The 19,545-nt window shown below is 69.9% G+C and carries 14 protein-coding genes and 1 pseudogene; 6 read left to right on the top strand and 9 right to left on the bottom strand.

The features are described 5' to 3' along the window. The first annotated feature begins 77 nt into the window (after positions 1-77). Together ACFWW9_RS15760 and ACFWW9_RS15755 are read left to right on the top strand one after the other, a co-directional pair. On the top strand, positions 78-2,228 hold the full coding sequence (locus tag ACFWW9_RS15760) for a putative bifunctional diguanylate cyclase/phosphodiesterase (protein WP_390377171.1): 2,151 nt from the start codon (positions 78-80) through the stop codon (positions 2,226-2,228). A gap of 64 nt (positions 2,229-2,292) precedes the next feature. Continuing rightward, entirely contained in the window at positions 2,293-3,156 is an 864-nt protein-coding gene (locus ACFWW9_RS15755) for a S1C family serine protease (protein ID WP_390377168.1), read from the top strand. Here ACFWW9_RS15755 and ACFWW9_RS15750 read toward each other — a convergent pair. The 4 genes from ACFWW9_RS15750 to ACFWW9_RS15735 form a co-directional block, all read right to left on the bottom strand. Beyond that, positions 3,149-3,898 (bottom strand): class I SAM-dependent methyltransferase, encoded by a 750-nt coding sequence (locus tag ACFWW9_RS15750; RefSeq protein ID WP_390377165.1) that lies wholly within the window; start codon positions 3,896-3,898, stop codon positions 3,149-3,151. The genes ACFWW9_RS15755 and ACFWW9_RS15750 overlap by 8 nt on opposite strands. Positions 3,899-3,947: 49 nt before the next feature. Further along, on the bottom strand, positions 3,948-4,550 hold the full coding sequence (locus tag ACFWW9_RS15745) for a dihydrofolate reductase family protein (RefSeq protein ID WP_390377162.1): 603 nt from the start codon (positions 4,548-4,550) through the stop codon (positions 3,948-3,950). A 117-nt stretch (positions 4,551-4,667) separates the two neighbouring features. Then, on the bottom strand, positions 4,668-5,900 hold the full coding sequence (locus ACFWW9_RS15740) for a class I SAM-dependent methyltransferase (RefSeq protein ID WP_390377159.1): 1,233 nt from the start codon (positions 5,898-5,900) through the stop codon (positions 4,668-4,670). Between the two features lie 16 nt (positions 5,901-5,916). Continuing rightward, complete coding sequence (locus ACFWW9_RS15735) at positions 5,917-7,314, bottom strand: FAD-dependent oxidoreductase (protein ID WP_390377156.1); 1,398 nt, start codon at positions 7,312-7,314, stop codon at positions 5,917-5,919. Between the two features lie 111 nt (positions 7,315-7,425). Here ACFWW9_RS15735 and ACFWW9_RS15730 point away from each other — a divergent pair, with 111 nt between their 5' ends. Both ACFWW9_RS15730 and ACFWW9_RS15725 read left to right on the top strand, forming a co-directional pair. Next, complete coding sequence (locus ACFWW9_RS15730; protein ID WP_390377153.1) at positions 7,426-9,030, top strand: acyl-CoA dehydrogenase family protein; 1,605 nt, start codon at positions 7,426-7,428, stop codon at positions 9,028-9,030. Between the two features lie 2 nt (positions 9,031-9,032). Continuing rightward, entirely contained in the window at positions 9,033-9,698 is a 666-nt protein-coding gene (locus ACFWW9_RS15725; protein ID WP_390377150.1) for a maleylpyruvate isomerase N-terminal domain-containing protein, read from the top strand. 39 nt (positions 9,699-9,737) lie between these two features. Here ACFWW9_RS15725 and ACFWW9_RS15720 read toward each other — a convergent pair whose 3' ends face one another. The 4 genes from ACFWW9_RS15720 to ACFWW9_RS15705 form a co-directional block, all read right to left on the bottom strand. Continuing rightward, positions 9,738-10,889, bottom strand: coding sequence for an acyl-CoA dehydrogenase family protein (locus ACFWW9_RS15720; RefSeq protein WP_390377147.1), 1,152 nt, complete (start codon positions 10,887-10,889; stop codon positions 9,738-9,740). Positions 10,890-10,892: 3 nt separating this feature from the next. Further along, on the bottom strand, positions 10,893-12,824 hold the full coding sequence (locus ACFWW9_RS15715) for a biotin carboxylase N-terminal domain-containing protein (protein ID WP_390377144.1): 1,932 nt from the start codon (positions 12,822-12,824) through the stop codon (positions 10,893-10,895). A 5-nt stretch (positions 12,825-12,829) separates the two neighbouring features. Further along, positions 12,830-14,434: a carboxyl transferase domain-containing protein gene (locus tag ACFWW9_RS15710; RefSeq protein ID WP_390377141.1), complete on the bottom strand. Its 1,605-nt coding sequence runs from the start codon at positions 14,432-14,434 to the stop codon at positions 12,830-12,832. Positions 14,435-14,620: 186 nt separating this feature from the next. Continuing rightward, positions 14,621-15,415, bottom strand: a complete 795-nt coding sequence (locus ACFWW9_RS15705) for an SGNH/GDSL hydrolase family protein (protein ID WP_390377138.1) — start codon at positions 15,413-15,415, stop codon at positions 14,621-14,623. A gap of 192 nt (positions 15,416-15,607) precedes the next feature. Between ACFWW9_RS15705 and ACFWW9_RS15700 the strand changes: the two genes are divergently transcribed. Both ACFWW9_RS15700 and ACFWW9_RS15695 read left to right on the top strand, forming a co-directional pair. Further along, positions 15,608-16,207, top strand: a complete 600-nt coding sequence (locus ACFWW9_RS15700) for a TetR/AcrR family transcriptional regulator (RefSeq protein ID WP_390377135.1) — start codon at positions 15,608-15,610, stop codon at positions 16,205-16,207. A gap of 155 nt (positions 16,208-16,362) precedes the next feature. Further along, positions 16,363-18,453 (top strand): phospholipase A2, encoded by a 2,091-nt coding sequence (locus ACFWW9_RS15695; protein WP_390377132.1) that lies wholly within the window; start codon positions 16,363-16,365, stop codon positions 18,451-18,453. A gap of 18 nt (positions 18,454-18,471) precedes the next feature. Here the strand turns inward: ACFWW9_RS15695 and ACFWW9_RS15690 are convergent. After that, positions 18,472-19,281: pseudogene (locus ACFWW9_RS15690) on the bottom strand (acyltransferase family protein); the annotation flags it as partial. Positions 19,282-19,545 lie beyond the last annotated feature (264 nt).

Here is a 19,545-nt window from a genome sequence, read left to right as displayed (position 1 = left end):
GCGGTAGCCACGATGTGCGCTTTCGCCGAACACGGAGAACGACCAGTACCCATTCCGCGAATGGGCCGCGGGTCTGAATGGCGATGGTCGATCAGCACGGGACGACTCCCGAACCTCGGACAACGCTCGACGAGTTCCCGCTCGTCCGGGAGGATTTCGCGCACCGCTGGACCGCGCTGATCAGCAGCACCGTGTTGGCGAACATCACCAGGCCGGAACTCGAACAACTGCTCGCCGTGTTCACGACCCAGGTCCTCCAGGCGGTCTCCGCCGACCCGCACGACCCCGAACTCGGCCGCCGACTCGGCCGGAGCATGGTCGAGCACGACTTCATCTCCTCCGAGACCCTGGAACGGACGATCGCGTTCCTGGGCGAGTCGCTGATCCCCCACTTCCACCTGCCGCCGACGTGGTCGGGCAGGCTCGTCCGGGTCCTCGGCGGGCTGGCCGCCGGGTACAGCGACGGGCTGCGCGACCGCACGCTCGACGAGCAGGAGCTGAGCAAGACCGCCGCCGTCATCGCCACCCGCCGGGCCGAGGCCGCCCACTACGACAGCGAGACGAAGTTCCGCGCGATCTTCAACTCCTCGGCCATCAGCATGGCCGTGCTCGGCCTCGCCGACGAGATGCTCGACTTCAACGAGGCGCTGCTCGGCCTGCTGCACTACGAGCGGTGCGACCTGCGGGCGGTCAAGGCCCGCGACCTGCTGCACCCCGGCGACCGCGAGTCGATCCAGAACGTGATCGACCAGCTCGCGTCCGGGGCCGTCGAGCACCACCGCAGCGAACGCCGGATGCTGCGCAGCGACGGCGAGGTCGTGGAGACGCTGCTCGCGTTGTCGCTGGTCCGCAAGCCGACCGGTGAGCCCGCGTACTACGTGGCGATGATCGAGAACATGAACGAGCTGCGGGCGTTGCAGACGCAGCTCGTGCGGCAGAGCCTGAACGACGTGCAGACCGGTCTGGCCAACCGGCAGCAGTACCTCGGCTGGCTGGAGAACGCGGCGGGCACCCAGGGCCCGGCGAGCCTCGCGCTCGCGCACTTCGACATCGACGGGTTCCGCGTCATCAACGACGCGTTCGGCCACGACGTCGGCAACCGGATCCTGGTGGACGTGGCGAACCACCTGCGCGCGGTGTTCGACGGCGTCGGCCAGATCGCCCGGATCGGGCCGGACGAGTTCGGCGTGCTGGTGAAGGACCCCAAGGACACCCCGGCCGTGATCGCGCTGGTGGACGAGGCGCTGGAGCTGCTGACCGAGCCGGTGTACGTCGACGAGCACGGCATCGGCGTCACGGCCAGCGTCGGCGTCGTCGCCCGCCAGTCCAGGGGTGTCGACGCCTCGGAGCTGCTGCGCTGCGCGGAGATCACGGTCGGCTGGGCGAAGGCCGACGGCAAGGCCCAGTGGGCGCTCTACGACCGTGACCGCGACCTGCGCGACCGTGAGCTGTGCGTGCTGGCCGCGTCCATCCCCGGCGGGTTGGAGCTGGGCGAGTTCCGCGTCGACTACGAGCCCGTGGTGTCGCTGGCCGACGGCGGCCTGGTCGCCGTCGAGGCCAAGCTCCGCTGGGACCACCCCGAACGCGGTCTGCTCGACCCCGAGCAGTTCCTGCCGTTGACCAGCAGCACCGGCATGGTGCTGAGGCTGAGCCGCTGGGCCTTGGAGCGGGCCTGCGAGGACGCCGGCCGCTGGTTCGCCGCCTTCGGCGACCGCGCCCCCGTGCTGAGCATGGACCTGACCGCCAGGCACTGCCAGGAACCGGAGCTGGTGACCGAGATCGGCCACCTCCTCCAGCGCACCGGCCTGCCGGCGAAGCTGCTCCAGTTCGAGCTGCACGAGGCCCTGCCCGCGCTCATCACCGACGACCAGGCCGACGAACTGGACATCCTCGCGGGCCGAGGCGTGCGCCTGATCCTGGACAGGCTGGCGGGCGGCAACATCTCCAGCGAACGCATCCGCCAGATCCCGTTGGGCGGCCTGAAGTTCGCGGGCTGCCTGGTCCACGGCCTGGACGACGGCGCGAACCTCATCGACGAGAGCGCGGCGACCGCGCTGATGAAGTGGTCGGGCATCCTGCGCATGCCGCTGATGGCCGAGGGCGTCCGGTCGGAGACCGAGGCCAAGCGCCTGGCCGAGCTGGGCATCCGCTGGGCGCAGGGCCCGCACTTCGGCGAGGCCGTGTCGGCGGACGAGATCCACACCAGGCTCGAGGCGACCGGCGGCTGATTCTCTTGGGAAGTCCTGGGTGTTCGCTCAGGTTCCTCACAACCTCGGGGGCGACAGTGGAGCCATGACCGAGACGCGACAGGATTTCCCCGCGATGAGCGGGTCGTTGAACGACGAGGCCAAGGCGCCGGGGTTCTGGCGCCGCACCTCCACCAAGCTGACCGCGGCGGCGTTCGCGGCGGCAGTGGTCGCCGGGACCGCGGGCGGGCTCATCGGAGCCGCGAGCGTTCCCTCCGCCGTGAGCGCGTCGGTGACCAGTTCCCCCGTTGTGAAGACCTCGACAGGTTCGTCCACAGAGGACGTGAGCGCCATCGCGTCCTCCGTGCTCCCCAGCGTGGTGCAGGTGAACACGACCGTGGCGCAGGGCAGCGGGATCGGCTCCGGCGTCGTGCTGAGCGCGGACGGCAAGATCCTGACCAACAACCACGTGATCTCCGGGGCGCAGCAGATCTCCGTGACCACCAACGACGGCAAGGAGTACGCCGCCACCGTCGTCAACGCCGACCCGACCAGCGACCTCGCCGTCCTCAAGCTGACCGGCGCGAGCGGCCTCACCCCCGCCACGTTCGGCGACTCGTCCACGGTCGCCGTCGGCGACCAGGTCGTGGCGATCGGCTCGCCGGAGGGCTTGCAGGGCACCGTGACGTCCGGCATCATCAGCGCGCTCGACCGCACGGTGAACGTCCCCGGCGAGACCCGCCGCTCCGCGGGCACGAGCTACCAGGCGATCCAGACCGACGCGTCGATCAACCCCGGCAACTCCGGCGGCCCGCTGCTCAACTCGTCGGGCCAGGTGATCGGCATCAACTCGGCGATCTACTCCCCCGCCAGCGGCGCCGAGCAGGCGGGCAGCGTCGGCATCGGCTTCTCCATCCCGTCCAACCAGGCCATGCAGATCGCGAACCAGCTGATGGCGTCGACTAACTGAGTCCGGTGAGGACGGACACGCGCACGTGTTCGGCAAAGGGCCCGAGGTGTTCCAGTGACCGGCGGATCCGCTCTTCGAAGAGCGGCCGCCGGTCCTTCGTCGGCAGCTTCGCCAGCGGCAGCGCCGAGTAGACGCCGCCGATCACGTGCTCCAGGTCCAGCTCGTCGGTGTACTCGACGGTGGTGTGCCCGACCTCGTACCCCGCCCCGCTCAACGCCTCGGCGTACCGGTCCCGATCGGCCTCCGCCGTCCCGCAGGTGTTCTTGACCTCCGTGCCCAACCAGTCCTCCAACACCTTGCGGAGGGCCCGTGACCACTCGGTTTCCTGGAGCCACAACGGAGTCCCGTTGGCCACCACGGCGATCCCGCCGCCCGGCCGGAACCTCGGCCCCAGCTCGCGGAACAGGCGCACGTGGTCCATCCAGTGCAGGGCCTGCCCGATCGTCACGGCCCCGAGCCCGTCCACCTCGGGCAACTCGGTGTCGGACCCCAGCTGCCAGGTGATGTTCGCCTTCCGCGCCCCTTTGGCCAGCATGTCCGCCGACGGGTCCACGCCGATGACGCGCCCCACCCGTTCCGCCATCGGCACCGTCAACTGGCCCGTGCCGCACCCCAGGTCGAGGACCGTGTCGTCGCCGGTCAACCCGAACGTGGTCACCAGGTCGTCGAACACCTCGGCCGGATACCCGCGCCGGTACGCCGCGTAGAAGTCCGCCACCTCACCCGCGAATCCCAGATCCATGGCGTCCACCATGCCGCGCGCCCCACCGGCCCCGACAGGCTTTCCGCTCTCAGCGCACGACCCGGTACCGCAGGTGCGTGACCCCGTCGGACGCCACGACCCTGGTCTGCTCCAGCACGACCGGCCCGTCCCCGAAGTGCTCCAACAACCGCACCCCGCCACCGAGCAGCAGCGGCGTGACGCTCACCTGGATCTCGTCCAGCTTCCCCAGCCGCAACAACTGCTGAGCGGGCGAAGCACCGCACACCGACACGACCTTGTCCCCGGCCGCCTCCTGCGCCAACTCCAACGCCCGCTCGATCCCCTCGGTCACGAACGACACGCGAGGACTCCACCGCCCTTCGGTCGGCGGCTCGTGCGTCAGCACGAAGATCGGCACGTCGATCGGATGCCCGTCAGCCCACCCACCGGCGATGTCGAACGTCCGCCGCCCACTGATGATCGCCCCACCCTCGCTCATCCACTCGTCGACCACGGGCTTGCTGGCGTCGGGAGGCCGCAACCGCCGCTCGACCTGATTCCCCTCAGGGCCCGCGCTCATCCACGCGAACAGCCCTTCCCCGCCCCGCCCGAGCGGCGACTCCAGCCCGTCACCGGGCCCGGCGATGAACCCGTCGAGCGAGATGCTGAGGTCGACGATGACACTGCCCATGACTCCTCCAAGCAACGGCGACAGAGGTGAGACCGCCTTGGGCCGTCGAACTCATCGCGCCACGCGCAAACACGCGGACCACCCCCGAAAGGGTGATCCGCGTGCGGGTGGAGCGAGTCAGGCCCAGTCCGGCCTGAGGGGCATCTTGGCGTTGCCCCGGTCGAGTTTCACGCCAAGGACCTGGTGGAGCTGGATGTTGTTGCGGTCGAAGCCGAGCCTGCTCGCGGCCAGGTACAGGCGCCACACGCGGGCCCTCGCCTCGCCCACCTCCTCGACCGCCTCGTCCCAGTGGTCGTCGAGGTTGCGGCCCCACGCCGCCAGGGTGAGGGCGTAGTGCTCGCGGATGTTCTCCTCGTGCCTGACCTCGAAGCCGGTGTCGGTCATGAGCGACACGATGTGGCCGGGGCCGACCAGTTCGCCGTCCGGGAACACGTAGCGGTCGATGAAGCCGCCCGTCCGTGCCCGCTGGAGGTTGTTGGGCCTGGTGATGCAGTGGTTCAGCATCCTGCCGCCCGGCTTCAGCTTCCCGTACAGGGACTTGAAGTACGACGGCAGCTTGGCCTTGCCGATGTGCTCGGTGAGGCCGATCGAGCTGATCGCGTCGAAGCCCTCCTCGCGGACGTCGCGGTAGTCCAGGAAGCGGACCTCGGCCAGCTCCGACAGACCCGCCTCGACGATGGCCTTCTGCGCCCACTCGGCCTGGTTGCGGGACAGCGTCACGCCGACCGCGCGCACGCCGTAGTGCTTGGCGGCGTGCATGACCATGCCGCCCCAGCCGCAGCCGACGTCCAGCAGCCGCATGCCCTCCTTCAGCCCCAGCTTGCGGGCCACGAGGTCGTGCTTGGCGAACTGGGCGTCCTCCAGCGTGGCGTCCGCCGTCGGGTAGACCGCGCAGGTGTAGGCCATGGACGGGCCGAGCACCCACTCGTAGAACTTGTTGGACACGTCGTAGTGGTGCGCGATCGCCTCGCGGTCGCGGGCCTTCGAGTGGCGCATCCCGTGCAGGCGCCGCTCCTGGGCGGGCACCTCGACCTTGTTGTTCACCCGGACGCGGCCGAGCATGGCGAGCAGGTTGAGCCGCTGCGACCACGGCACCTCGCGCAGGCTCAGCTCCGACAGGTGCGCGAGCGCCCCGTGGACGTCGCCGATGATCTCCAGGTTCCCCGTCACGTAGGCGCGGGCGAGTCCCAGCTCCCCCGGCGCGGACGCCAGGTAGGACAACGCCATGGGCGTGCGCACCTCGATGCGCATGCCCGCCCCCTCCGGACCGGCGTGACTGCCGTCGTAAGCGCTGAACTCGACGGCCTGGTCGCTGCCGACCACTTGTTGGAACACCTCCGCCAACCGCATGGGCCCCGGCTCCTTTCTACCTTCGGAGAACACACTTGGCGTACAGGTCGGGGAGGCGACTCCCCTTGTCGTACCGCCCCTTCAAGGCCAGGTAGGCCTCGCCGTTGTAGTGCCGCCAGAACTCCTCCTCCTCGTAGTACGAGTCGGAGTACAGCGACTTGTGCCCACCCAGCTCGGACACCTTCGCCTCGATCAACCTGTTGCGGCTGCCCATTTCTTCCCCCGGTCGCAACGAGACCGACGACCAAAACCCCACGTTCACGTACAGCGTGTCCGCGTCCATGGGGTAGAGGGGCCATCCGCCGCGGTCGCGCAGCCGAACGGGGCACAGCCACACGGGGCTGATGCCGATCTCGCGCTCGAAGAAGTCGAGGAACTCCGGCAGCTCGTCGACCGGGATCTCCACGTCCTGGATGACCGGCTCCTGGACGGCCTTGGACAGCCGGTCGGAGAAGCCGTGCCGCCGGTCGAACGCGACGATCTTCCGGTAGACATCGGACCGCAGGTACTTCTTCGGCCACAGCCTGCGGACCACCGGGTGCTGGGCGCCGAACGCCCGCGAGCACCAGAACCAGTCGGTGTCCCAGCGCCAGATGTAGTCCCGCACGGTCAGGTAGTCCGTCCGGTTCGACTGGATCGACCGGTAGAAGATGGTGTTGCCGGTGTAGTCCGACGTGCCCGGAGCCTCGTCCACGAAGTCCGCGAGCGTCAGGTACATCTCGGTCCCGGTGAACACCGTGCCGTCGATGAAGTCGACCCGTTCGCCCTGGTACTCGCCGTCCGCGCAGACGCCCGCGATGACCTCGGCGCACTCGCGCGCGCTCCCGAAGGGAACGTGCCGCAGCCGGACGTACGGCTTGACCCGCTCCAGCTCGATCTCGAGCCGCAACGTGTAGCCGAGCGTGCCGTAGGAGTTCGGGAAACCCCGGAACAGCGGGTCTTCCGGGCGCACGACGACGACCTCGCCGTCGCCGGTGAGGACCTCCAGCTCCTTCACGGACTCGTGCGGGAGTCCGTTGCGGAAGGAGCTGGACTCGATGCCGAGGCCCGCGACCGCGCCGCCGAGCGTGATCGTCTTGAGCTGCGGGACGACCAGCGGCATCAGTCCGTGCGGGAGGGTCGCGTCGACCAGGTCCTCGTAGGTCGTCATGCCCTGGACCTGTGCGGTGCGGGCGTCCGGGTCGACGGACAGGACCCGGTTGAAGCGGGCGACGTCGAGCCCGCCCGCCTGGTCCTGGCGGAAGCGGAAGAGGTTGGAGGTGGGCTTGGCGAGGCGCACGGGACTGCCCGCGGGGATCGCGGCGTACTGCTGGCGCAGTGCCGCTACGGCCTCGGAGTGGGCTCCTGCCGGAGCCGCCTGCGCAGGGTGGCTGCTCACAGGTCCGACGTTAGGCCGATCAATCGTTCTCGGCATCCCCAAATCACCCGACTGATGCGGGTTGATCCCACTCTGTGGTCGAACGAAACCTCCGAGCAACGAAGAACCGGACATTACCGACGAGTAGAACCGGTCTAGGCTGGCGGCATGACCCACGCCACACACGAGGTCACCAACCAGGTGCCGCCGCTGTCCGGCCACGACGTCGCGGCCGATCCCGCGCTGCTCGACGCGCTGCACCGCGGCGGCGCGGGGTGGGCCGAGGCCGAGGTGCACGAGCTCGGCAGGCTCGCCGGCCGCCAGGACACGATCGACCTCGCCCGGCAGGCCAACGAGCACCCGCCGGTGCTGCGGACCCACGACCGGTACGGCCACCGGATCGACGAGGTCGAGTTCCACCCGGCGTGGCACCGGCTGATGGAGACCGCGGTCGGCCACGGCCTGCACGCGGCGCCGTGGCGCGACGAGCGGCCCGGCGCGCACCTGGCCCGCGCGGCGAAGATGTTCGTCTGGAACCAGGCCGAGGCGGGGCACGGCTGCCCGATCTCGATGACCTACGCCGCAGTCCCGGCCCTGCGCACCACCCCTGAGCTGGCAGAACGGTTCGAGCCGCTGCTCGCCTCGACGGAGTACGACTTCGGCCTGCGCGCCCCCGAGGGCAAGCGCGGGCTGATCGCGGGCATGTCGATGACCGAGAAGCAGGGCGGATCGGACGTCCGGGCGAACACCACCACGGCCCGCCCCGCGGGCGACGGCACGTACCTCCTCACCGGGCACAAGTGGTTCACGTCCGCGCCGATGTCCGACCTGTTCCTCACGCTGGCGCAGGCGCCCGGCGGCCTGTCGTGCTTCCTGCTGCCCAGGGTGCTGCCGGACGGGACGCGCAACGCGATGTTCCTCCAGCGCCTCAAGGACAAGCTGGGCAACAAGTCCAACGCGTCGGCCGAGCTGGAGTACGACGGCGCGGTCGGCTGGCTCGTCGGTGAGGAGGGCAGGGGCGTGCGGACCATCATCGAGATGGTCAACATGACCAGGCTGGACTGCGTGGTCGGCAGCGCGTCCGGGATGCGGTTCGGCCTCGCGCAGGCCACGCACCACGCGGCGCACCGCAAGGCGTTCGGGAGCTACCTGGTCGACCAGCCGCTGATGCGCAACGTGCTGGCGGACCTGGCGGTCGAGTCCGAGGCGGCCACGACCGTGGCGATGCACCTGGCGGGCACGACGGGCGCGTTCCGCAGGCTGGCGCTGGCCGTGACGAAGTACTGGGTGTGCAAGCGCGGTCCCGTGCACGCGGCCGAGGCGCTGGAATGCCTGGGCGGCAACGGGTACATCGAGGACTCGGGGATGCCGAGGCTGTTCCGGGAGTCGCCGCTGATGTCCATCTGGGAGGGGTCCGGCAACGTCGCCGCGCTGGACGTGCTGCGCGCGATGGGCCGGGAACCCGAGTCCGTGCAGGCGTTCTTCACCGAGCTGGACACCGCGCGCGGCGCGGACCGGCGGCTGGACGCGGCGGTCGACGGTCTGCGCGCGGACCTGGCGGACACGGCCGACCTGGAACTGCGGGCTCGACGGCTCGTGGAGCGGATGGCGTTGGTGTTGCAGGGTTCCCTGCTCGTGCGGTTCGGTCACCCGGCCGTGGCGGACGCGTTCACCGCGTCGCGGCTGGCGGGTGACTGGGGTGTCGCGTTCGGCACGCTGCCCAGGGGCGTCGACACCGGCGCGATCGTCGAACGCGGCCTGCCGAAGCCTTGACCGTGGACAGCGGGAGACTGCTGGGGATCTTGGCGGACGAGGTCCGCCGCCTGCGCGTGCTGGCGGGCGGCGACCTCACCGCGCCCGTGCCGACCTGCCCCGGCTGGACGGTCGGCAATCTCGTCGCCCACGTCGCCCGCGGCTTCCGGACCGTGGTGGGCAAGGAGGCCGAACCGCCGGACACCACGGCGGTCACGGCACTCGACCAGGCCTACGCGGCGCTCTCGGCGGCGTTCGCCGACCGCCCGGACCGCTTCTGGATCCGCCGGATGGCCCAGGAGGCGGCGATCCACCGGTTCGACGCGGAGGTGGCACTGGGCACCCCGCTGACCCCGTTCCCCGAGGACTTCGCCGCGGACGCGATCGGCGAGATGCTGGACGTCTTCCTGCACCGCGAGACCCGCACCTGGCCGGAGGACTACGCCCCCGACCTGACCGAGTGGGGCACGCACTGGCTGCGGGTGGCCGACTGGCGGGTCGACGTCCACCCCACGGGCGTGGACGTGACCCCGATCGAGTCGCTCGACGCGGACGCCTCGGTGTTGGGGCGGCCCGGCGCGGTGCTGCTGTGGCTGTACAACCGGGGCGAGGACGTCCAGGTGAGCGGCGACCCCGAGCGGATCGCCCAGGTGCGACGGTTGTTGACGACGGCGATGAACGTGGTGTGACAACCGCGGACTCCGGTTTCGGCCGGAGTCCGCGGAGCGCTACAGCCCCAGTTCGCGGGCGATCAGCATGCGCTGCACCTCGCTGGTGCCCTCGCCGATCTCCAGGATCTTCGCGTCGCGGTAGAAGCGGCCCACGGGGTACTCGTTCATGAAGCCGTAGCCGCCGAAGATCTGCGTCGCCTCACGGGCGTTGTCCATCGCGGCCTCGGAGGAGACGAGCTTGGCGATGGCTGCTTCCTTCTTGAACGGTTCGCCGCGCAGCATCTTCGCCGCCGCCGCGTAGTACGCCAGGCGGGCGTTGTAGGCGCGGACCTCCATGTCGGCGATCTTGAACTTGATCGCCTGGTACTCGCCGATCTTGTGGCCGAACGCCTCGCGCTCGCCCACGTACTTCAGGCTCTCGTCCACGCAGCCCTGCGCCAAGCCGACGCCGAGCGCGGCGATGGCGATCCGGCCCTCGTCCAACGTCTGGAGGAACTGGGCGTAGCCGCGGCCGCGTTGGCCGAGCAGGTTGGCCTCGGGCACCTTGCAGTCCACGAAGGACAGTTCGCGGGTGTCGGAGGCGTTCCAGCCGACCTTGGAGTACTTCTTCGACACGGTGAACCCCGGCGTGCCCGTGGGCACGATGATCGCCGAGATCTCCTTGCGCCCGTCGGGCTTCGTGCCGGTCACGGCCGCCACGGTCACCAGGCCGGTGATGTCGGTGCCGGAGTTCGTGATGAACGCCTTGGTGCCGTTGAGCACCCAGTGCCCGTCCACCAGCTTCGCGGTGGTGCGCAACGCGCCCGCGTCGCTGCCGCCGCCGGGCTCGGTCAGGCCGAACGCGCCGAGCACCTCGCCGGAGCACATGCCCTCCAGCCACTGGGCGCGCTGCTCGTCGGTGCCGAACCGGAAGACCGGCATCGCACCCAGCGACACCCCGGCCTCCAGGGTGATGGCGACGGACGAGTCGACGCGGGCCAACTCCTCCAAGGCAAGGCAGAGGGCGAAGTAGTCGCCGCCCATGCCGCCGTGCTCCTCGGGGAACGGCAGGCCGAACAGGCCCATGCGGCCCATCTTGGCGACGATCTCGTACGGGAACTCGCACCGCTCGTAGAGGTCGCCGATGACCGGGGCGACCTCGTCGCGGGCGAACTCCTCGACGGTCTTGCGCAGCGCTTCGTATTCCTCATCGAGGCGGAAGTCCAACATCGGTCACTCCTGGTGGGGGACTACGACGGCTAGGGTCTGGTCCAGCGCGACCTGGTGGCCCGCCTGGACGTTCACTTCGGTGAGCACGCCGTCGACGGGTGCGACCACGGAGTGCTCCATCTTCATCGCCTCGACGACGAACAGCGCTTGGCCCTTGACGACGGAGTCGCCAAGGGACGCCCGGACCACCAGCACGGTGCCGGGCATCGGGCTCGTGACCGGCCCGGCCGCGCCAACCGCACTCCGCCCGGCGGACTCCAGCGGCTCGGTCTCGGTCAACGCCCACGAGCGCCCCTCGGCCCCCAGCCACAGCACGCGCCCGTCGCGGGCCATCGCGTACCGCCGGGTGCCCACGACCAGGTCGCCGTCCCGCACCTCGGCCCGGAGCCGCACCGGTTCCGCCGAACCCACGGCCACCTCCGCGCCCCGGACCCGCACCTCGGTCGTCTCCCGGCCCGCCACGTCGACGCGCACGGCGGTCCACGCGTGCTCGCCGACCCGCCACCCGCCGACCTGGTCCCACGGGTCCGTGCCGCGCGGCGCCAGCTGCCGTTCCAGCGCCGCGGCCGCCAGCACCTCGTCCGGCACGTCGTGGGTCACCAACTCGTCCAGCTTGCGCTCGACCAGCCCGGTGTCCAGCAGCCCGGCGCGAACGTCCACATCGGACAGCAGCGACCGGAGGAACGGGATGTTCGTGGTGACGCCGAGCAGCACCATCCGGCCCAGCGCGGAGCGCAGCTTGCGCAGCGCCTCCTCGCGCGTCCGGCCGTACGCGATCACCTTGGCCAACATGGGGTCGTAATCGCTGCCGACCGTCAACCCCACCTGCAACGCCGAGTCGATCCGCACGTCGTCCGGCTCGCTCAGCGCCAACACCCGGCCACCGGTCGGCAGGAAACCGCGGGCGGGGTCCTCGGCGTAGATCCGCGCTTCGACGGCGTGACCGGTCAACGAGACCTCGGTGAAGTCCAGCGGCTCGCCGGACGCCACGCGGAGCTGCCACTCGACCAGGTCGACGCCGGTCACCAACTCGGTCACCGGGTGCTCGACCTGGAGCCGGGTGTTCATCTCCATGAAGAAGTAGTCGCCGGACGTGCCGTCGACGATGAACTCGACCGTGCCCGCGCCCAGGTAGCCGACGGACTTGGCCGCGTCGACCGCCGCCTGCCCCATCGCCGCTCGGGTCTCCGGGTCCAGCAGCGGGGACGGGGCCTCTTCGATGATCTTCTGGTGCCGCCGCTGGAGGCTGCACTCGCGCTCGCCGAGGTGGACGGCATTGCCGTGCGCGTCGGCCAGCACCTGGATCTCGATGTGCCGGGGGTTGGTCACGAACCGCTCGATCAGCAGCGTGTCGTCGCCGAACGACCCGCGCGCCTCGCGCCGGGCCGACTCGATCGCGTCCCGCAGCGCCGACTCCTCGTGGACCAGCCGCATCCCCTTGCCGCCACCGCCCGCGGACGGCTTGAGCAGCACCGGGAAGCCGATCTCCAGTGCGGCGTCCACCAGCGCGTCGTCGGTCATGCCGGGCTCGGTGCGCCCCGGCACCACCGGCACGCCCGCCGCCCGCACGGTCAGCTTCGCGCGGATCTTGTCGCCCATCGCCTCGATCGCGTCCGGGCTCGGCCCGATGAAGACCAGCCCGGCCTTCTCGCAGGCGCGGGCGAACTCCGCGTTCTCCGCCAGAAAGCCGTAGCCGGGGTGCACGGCCTGCGCGCCCGACGCCAGCGCGGCGTCCACGATCCGCTCGATCGAGAGGTAGCTCTCCCGCGCGGCGGCGGGCCCGATCCGCACGGCGACGTCCGCCTCACGCACGTGCCGCGCGTCGGCGTCGGCGTCGCTGTACACCGCGACGGACCGGATCCCCAGTTCCCGCAAGGCCTTGACGACGCGGACCGCGATCTCGCCGCGGTTGGCCACCAGCACACTGTCGAACATGCCGCTCACATCCGGAAGATGCCGTAGGAGACCGGGTCCAGCGGCGCGTTGGCCGCCGTCGACAGCGCGAGTCCGAGCACCTGGCGGGTGTCCATCGGGTCGATCACGCCGTCGTCCCACAGCCGGGCCGTGGAGTAGTACGGGTTGCCCTGCTCCTCGTACTGCGCGCGGATCGGCTCCTTGAACGCCTCTTCGTCCTCGGCCGACCACTCGTCGCCGAGCTGGTCGCGGCGCACGGTCGCGAGCACCGACGCCGCCTGCTCGCCACCCATCACCGAGATCCGGGCGTTCGGCCACATCCACAGGTAGCGCGGCGAGTACGCCCGGCCGCACATCGAGTAGTTGCCCGCGCCGAACGAGCCGCCGATGACCACGGTGAACTTGGGCACCCGCGCGCACGCCACCGCGGTCACCATCTTCGCGCCGTGCTTGGCGATGCCGCCCGCCTCGTACTCGCGGCCGACCATGAACCCGCTGATGTTCTGGAGGAACACCAGCGGCACCGACCGCTGGTCGCACAACTCGACGAAGTGCGCGCCCTTCACGGCCGACTCGCCGAACAGGATCCCGTTGTTCGCCACGATCCCCACGGGGTGCCCGTGGATGCGCGCGAAACCGGTGACCAGCGTCGAGCCGTACTCCTTCTTGAACTCCTGGAACCGGCTGCCGTCGACGATCCGCGCGATCACCTCGCGCACGTCGTACGGCGTCCGGCTGTCCGTCGGCACGACCCCGTAGAGCTGCTCCGGGTCGACCGCGGGCTCCTCGGACGGCTCGACGTCCCACGGCCTCGGCGCGCGCGGCCCCAGCGTGCTGATGATCGACCGGACCATCCGCAGCGCGTGCGGGTCGTCGTCGGCCAGGTGGTCCGTCACGCCGGACGTGCGCGAGTGCAGGTCGCCGCCGCCCAGCTCCTCGGCGGTCACGACCTCGCCCGTCGCGGCCTTCACCAGCGGCGGGCCGCCCAGGAAGATCGTCCCCTGGTTGCGCACGATCACGGCCTCGTCGCTCATCGCGGGCACGTACGCGCCGCCCGCGGTGCACGACCCCAGCACCGCGGCGATCTGCGGGATGCCGCGGCTGGACATCGTGGCCTGGTTGAAGAAGATCCGACCGAAGTGCTCGCGGTCGGGGAACACCTCGTCCTGGCGGGGCAGGAACGCCCCGCCGGAGTCGACGAGGTAGACGCACGGGAGGTTGTTGTGCAGCGCCACTTCCTGGGCGCGCAGGTGCTTCTTGACGGTGATCGGGTAGTACGTGCCGCCCTTGACCGTGGCGTCGTTGGCGACGATCACGCACTCGCGCCCGGACACCCGGCCGACCCCGGTGATGATCCCGGCGGCGGGGGCCTCGTCGGCGTACATGCCGTCGGCGGCCAGCGGCGACAGCTCCAGGAACGGCGACCCCGGATCCACCAGCGCGTCCACCCGGTCGCGGGGCAGCAGCTTGCCGCGCGCCACGTGCCGCTCGCGCGACTTCTCCGGACCACCCCGCCCGGCCTTCGCGAGCTTCGCCCGCAGCTCGTCGACGAGGGTGGCGTGCTCCTTCGCGTAGCGCTGGAACGCCTCACCGGAGGGATCGGCGGCGGTACGCAGGACCGGGGCGTCCATGGGCTCCTCGCGAGGGTGGTTAGCAGCCGTTAACTCCCCCGATGTTAGCGCCTGTTAACACGCCCGTCCACCGGACGCCCTTCACCATCGCAGGTTCTCGGCGACCACACCTGACGAGGCCGTCCCGACATGCGGGAGCACGGCTCCCGCGGCCCGACCCTCACCGAGCCGCGGAAGCCGCAGGCCTCAGCCCGTCGCCGCCGTCAGGGCGGGCAGGTAACCGAGCTTCTGGCCGTTCTTGTTCGGGTGGTAGGACTCGTCCACCGGGAAGCTCAGGCTGTTCAGCCACCAGTCGCCCGAGCAGATCTCGTGCCCGGTGAACGCGCTCCGCACGTCCTGGTAGGCGAACGCCCTCGCCCCGGCCCGCCCGGAGATGACCGAGGCCAGCACGTCGGACGCGGAGTTGATCGCGGCCCGCTTGGTGTCGCTCAGCCCGACGTTGCAGGAGCCGGGCACCTTGTAGATGCGCGGGTAGCCCATGACGACCACCTTCGCCGAGGGCGCGCGGTTCCGGATCTGCGCGTACACGCCGTCGAGCAGGCCCGGCAGGGTGTTCTGGGCGTACGCCTTCGCCGTGTTCGTGCGGTTCACGCAGTCCTGGTCCGACCCGAAGGTGCAGGTCGTGATGACGTCGGTGAACCCGGCGTCGTTCCCGCCGATCGAGATGGTCGCCAACGTGGTGGACGCGCTCAACGAGCCCACCTGGTTGTTGAGCACGTCACCCGTGCGCGCACCCGAACAGGCCACGAAGGTGAATGAGGTGACGGAATGCGCGGCGGCCCACAACGCCGGGTAGGAATAGTTGCTGCGTTTGCAGGAACCGCTCGACGAAATGTACGAACCCGTCCCCAATCCGGACGAGTACGAGTCACCGAGAGCGACGTAGTTGACGGCCGCGGGGGCGGCAGCCGCAGGTAGGGCGGTTGACAGGACAGCGGCGGCGGCCAGTGCCGCGATTGCCAGGAAACGCGCAGGGCGCATCGAGGTCTCCCCAGGAGAAGCAACGCAGGGTGTGATGCCGAGCACAACGATTGTTACCAGGGGAGTCGTCTATATAAACAGATCAGGTCAAAAGTCAACGGATCGTGTACCGATCTTGTCGATCTCCACCCACCGCGTCCGCTCCCGAGCGAGGTTCACGTTCGCTAACCCGGTGGACCTAGGATGGTGGACGTGCCGGACACCGACCCCGTCAAGCCGACCCGCCGCGAGCAGATCCTCACGGCAGCGGCCGAGCTCTTCGCCCGCCACGGCTTCCACGGCGTGGGCATCGACGACATCGGCGCGGCCGTCGGCATCTCGGGCCCCGCGCTCTACCGCCACTTCCGCAGCAAGGACGCGATGCTCGGCGAGATGCTGACGTCGATCAGCGAACGCCTGCTCGACGGCGGCCAGGAGCGGGTGGAGGCGTCGACCGGTCCGGACGACGCGCTGCGCGCCCTCGTCGGCTGGCACGTCGACTTCGCCTTGGACGACCCGGCGCTCATCACGGTCCAGATCCGGAACCTGGCGAACCTGACCGACCCGGACCGCCGCCGCGTGCGGGCGTTGCAGCGGCGGTACGTCGAGGTGTGGGTGGAGACCATCCAGCGGACCGTCACGACCGTGGACGAGCCGACCGCCCGCGCCGCCGCGCACGCGGTGTTCGGGCTGATCAACTCCACGCCGCACAGCGCCCACCTCGACCGCGCCCAGATGGCCGCCCTGCTGACCAGGATGGCGCTCGCCTCGCTGACCACCGCGGGCGCTCTCGAGGAAACCCCGGTCCCCTGACCTGCGGCTAAACACCCGACTAGCGATCGAGCGTTGTCATTCCGTAACCTGGCTTGCCAATGGGCGAAGCACCGGCAAACAACAGCGCGCACGAAGGCGGGTGGCCGGGCTTCCGGCTCCTCTCCCGCTTACCGGCGTGGTTCCGATTCCTCCTGGTGGCGCTCGCCGTGTTCGTCTGCGGCGTGATCGCCTCCCGACCGGCGGGCGCGACCGACGACCGGCCGATGAGCGCGGACGTGGCGGCGGCGGCCAAGGCCGTCCAGTCCATGACCAACCCGAGCAGGACGCACAACCCGCTCGACGACTTCCCGAAGGACTTCGGCCAGGTCCAGGGCCGCAACCCGCAGGTCACCACGACCGCGGACGGCACCGTGCGCGCCTACCACCCGGACGGCGAGTGCTCCGGCCCCGCCGGTGAGACCGAGTGGAACTTCGGCCTGGCCTGCAAGGCGCACGACCTCGGCTACGACCTCCTCCGCTACGCGGAGAACAAGGGCCAGCCGCTCGGCCCGGACGCGCGCAGGTCCATCGACGCGCAGCTGTCCCGCGACATGCACGCCCAGTGCCACAACAACCCCCGCGACTCCGAGGCCCAGTGCCACGCCGTGGCGCAGCTCTACGCGGGCGGCCTCGGCTTCAACTCGTGGCGCCAGCGCTGGGGCCCGCCGGGCCACGAGCCGGTGCTCGCCTGGGGCTTCGGCAGCGCCGTGGTCGTGTTCCTCCTGCTGGCCCGCCTGCCGGGCCGCAAGCGCGACAAGGTCACCAAGCTGCCGGTCGACTTCGTCCCGCGCCCCGCGAAGCAGGACCGCTACGCCACGTTCCTCCGCCTGGCCAGCCTCGGCCTCGTCGTGCTCGGCCAGTCCGTGCTCACGGTCATGCACTGGGCGGGCGTGAGCGCCAACTGGCTGTGGCTGCTGACGTGGGTCCTCCAGGCCATCCCGATCTTCTTCTTCGCGGGCGGCCACGCCAACATGCTCGCCTGGCAGGAGATCAAGTCCGACCACGGCGGCTACGGCCGCTACCTGTCCAGCCGCATCGCCTGGCTCCTGCGCCCCGTGCTGGCGTTCGTCCTCGCCTGGCTCGTCCTGCCGCTCCCGCTGGAGTTGCTGGACGTCCCCAAGGTCCGCGTGGAGGCGTTCGGCAGGCTCATCGCGTACCCGCTGTGGTTCCTCGGCGTGTACCTGGTCGCGGTAGCAGTGACCCCGCTGATGGCCTGGCTGCACAGACAACTCCGCCTGGGCACCCCCTTGGTGCTGACCGTCGTGATGGTCACCGTGGACGGCGTGCGGGTCATCTTCGACTGGCGCACGGGCGGCTACCTGAACCTCATGCTCGGCGCGCTGCTGCTCCAGCAGTTGGGCTTCTTCTACGCCGACGGCAGCCTCCAACGGGTGTCCCGCAAGGTCCTCAGCGTCCTCGCCTCCTTGACCGTCCCCGCCCTGCTCGGCCTGATCACCTACGGCGGCTACCCCCGCACGATGATGGCCATGCCCGGCGAGGCGGGCTCGAACCTCAGCCCACCCACCGTCTGCCTGCTCGTCTTGGGCCTGGGCCAGATCTGCCTGGTCGCCCTGTTCCGCGAACGCACCACCCTCTGGCTGTCCGGCAGACGTCAGTGGAGCGTGGTCACCTTCGCCCGCACCGCCCCGATGACCGTGTACCTCGGATACCTCACCGTGCTGGCAGCGGTGGTCGGCGTCCTGGGCCTCCTGGACGCCCCCGACGCGGCCGCGTTCACCGTCGCCGACTGGCTCGCCCGCCCCCGCTGGCTGGCCGTCCTGGTCCTGCTCCTCATGCCGGTCCTGCTGGTGTTCCACCGGTTCGAAAGCCACGCCTCCCGCTCCCCCGGCTTCCACTGGACCTCAGCCGAATCCCACCGCTCCCGCCTGGCGGCCACCCTGGGCGTCGCCTTCGGCGCGTTCGGCGTACTCGGCTTCGTGGCAACGGGTTTCGCGGGCACCACCGCCACCCTGATCGTCTTGCAGGTCGACCCGTTGCAGAACCTGATCCACCTGCTGCTCGGCTGGTACCTGCTCCACATGGCCAGAGCGGGCACATGCCACGGCAGACGCTCGTGGCTGCTCGCCGCGATGGCCTGCGTGCCCCCGCTGCTGGTGCTGGAACCGAACACGCTCGGCGTGGTCCTCCACGTGAGCACGATCGCCTTGGCGCTGCTGGCGGCGGTCGCGAAGCAACACCCAAGTCACCAGGCCGAACACCGGGAGCCAGAGAAGGCGCTCGCCTAGCCAGGCCGGGGTTGTGGGTGCGGTGTGGAGGCCTGGGAGAGGCGCGATCGCCGAGGCGATGAGGGTGACGGCCAGCAGGGCGCTCTGGTGGGTGAGGAAGATCGGGAGCGCTTTTTTGTTGATGTGGCTGGTGTTGGGGAGTTTGGGCTGGATCAGCAGGACCAGGCCGATTTGCGCGATGGCCAGGGATAGGGCTGCCGGGGTGGGTGGGGCGAGGTTCGAGCGTTCGCCTGGCATGCCCACTGCGCTGATGGAGTAGCCGAAGTAGTGGATGGATGCCGCTAGGGCCGCTGCACCGGTCAGGAAGAGGATCAGGCCCCAGGAGCGGCGCATTCCTGTTCGGGCGATGGCTATGCCGAGTTGCCACGGGGCCCACCAGACTGCCAGGACGTTCAGGGAGCCCAGGTTCAGGAGTAGGACGAGGGCGATGGGGATTAGGGCTGCTGCTGTGCCGAGGTGGCGGTCCAGATAGCGGAAGGCCGGGGTTAGGGCTGATAGCAGGATGTAGACGCCGATGAACCAGAGCGGCGTGATTATCAGGTGAACGATTACCAGGAACGTGGTTTGCGGTATCCCTCGAAACCACAGGCCGGCTAGCACCAGGAGCCAGATGCCGAGTAGTGCCCCTACGGCAATGGCTACTCGTTTGACGCGGGCCAGTAAGGGCGAGTGGGAGCGAGCTGCGGAGAAGCCGCCTACGAAGAAGAACAAGCCCAGTGTTTGCAAGACCCAGGAGACCGGGGCAAGAGACGACATGGAACGCAACGGACTGTCGATGGTCATACCGTTCGGGCCAGCCACGAGTGACGTGACCAGCCAGTGGCCCACCACTACGCCGACCACCGCTATTGCCCGGACCGTGTCCACCACCGGATCCCTACCTGGCGCCACGGGACTCACTCTCCTTTGCTTCTCGTTGTTTTAAAATGGCTCGGCATCACCGGCCCCGCACCAAAAACGGGAGCACGCAACCTGGACGACACCCAGACCCCTGGCACCACCCCGATCCTAAGCGCAGTTCGTGCTTTTCAAAGTTTGTCAAGGCGTCTTTCCAGCCTTGACAAACTTTGAAAAGCATCGAAATAATTTGCG

Source organism: Umezawaea sp. NPDC059074, assembly GCF_042738955.1.
Classification (GTDB): domain Bacteria; phylum Actinomycetota; class Actinomycetes; order Mycobacteriales; family Pseudonocardiaceae; genus Umezawaea.
Note: the sequence above shows the minus strand (reverse complement) of the source record. Positions and strands in the feature narration are given on the sequence as shown.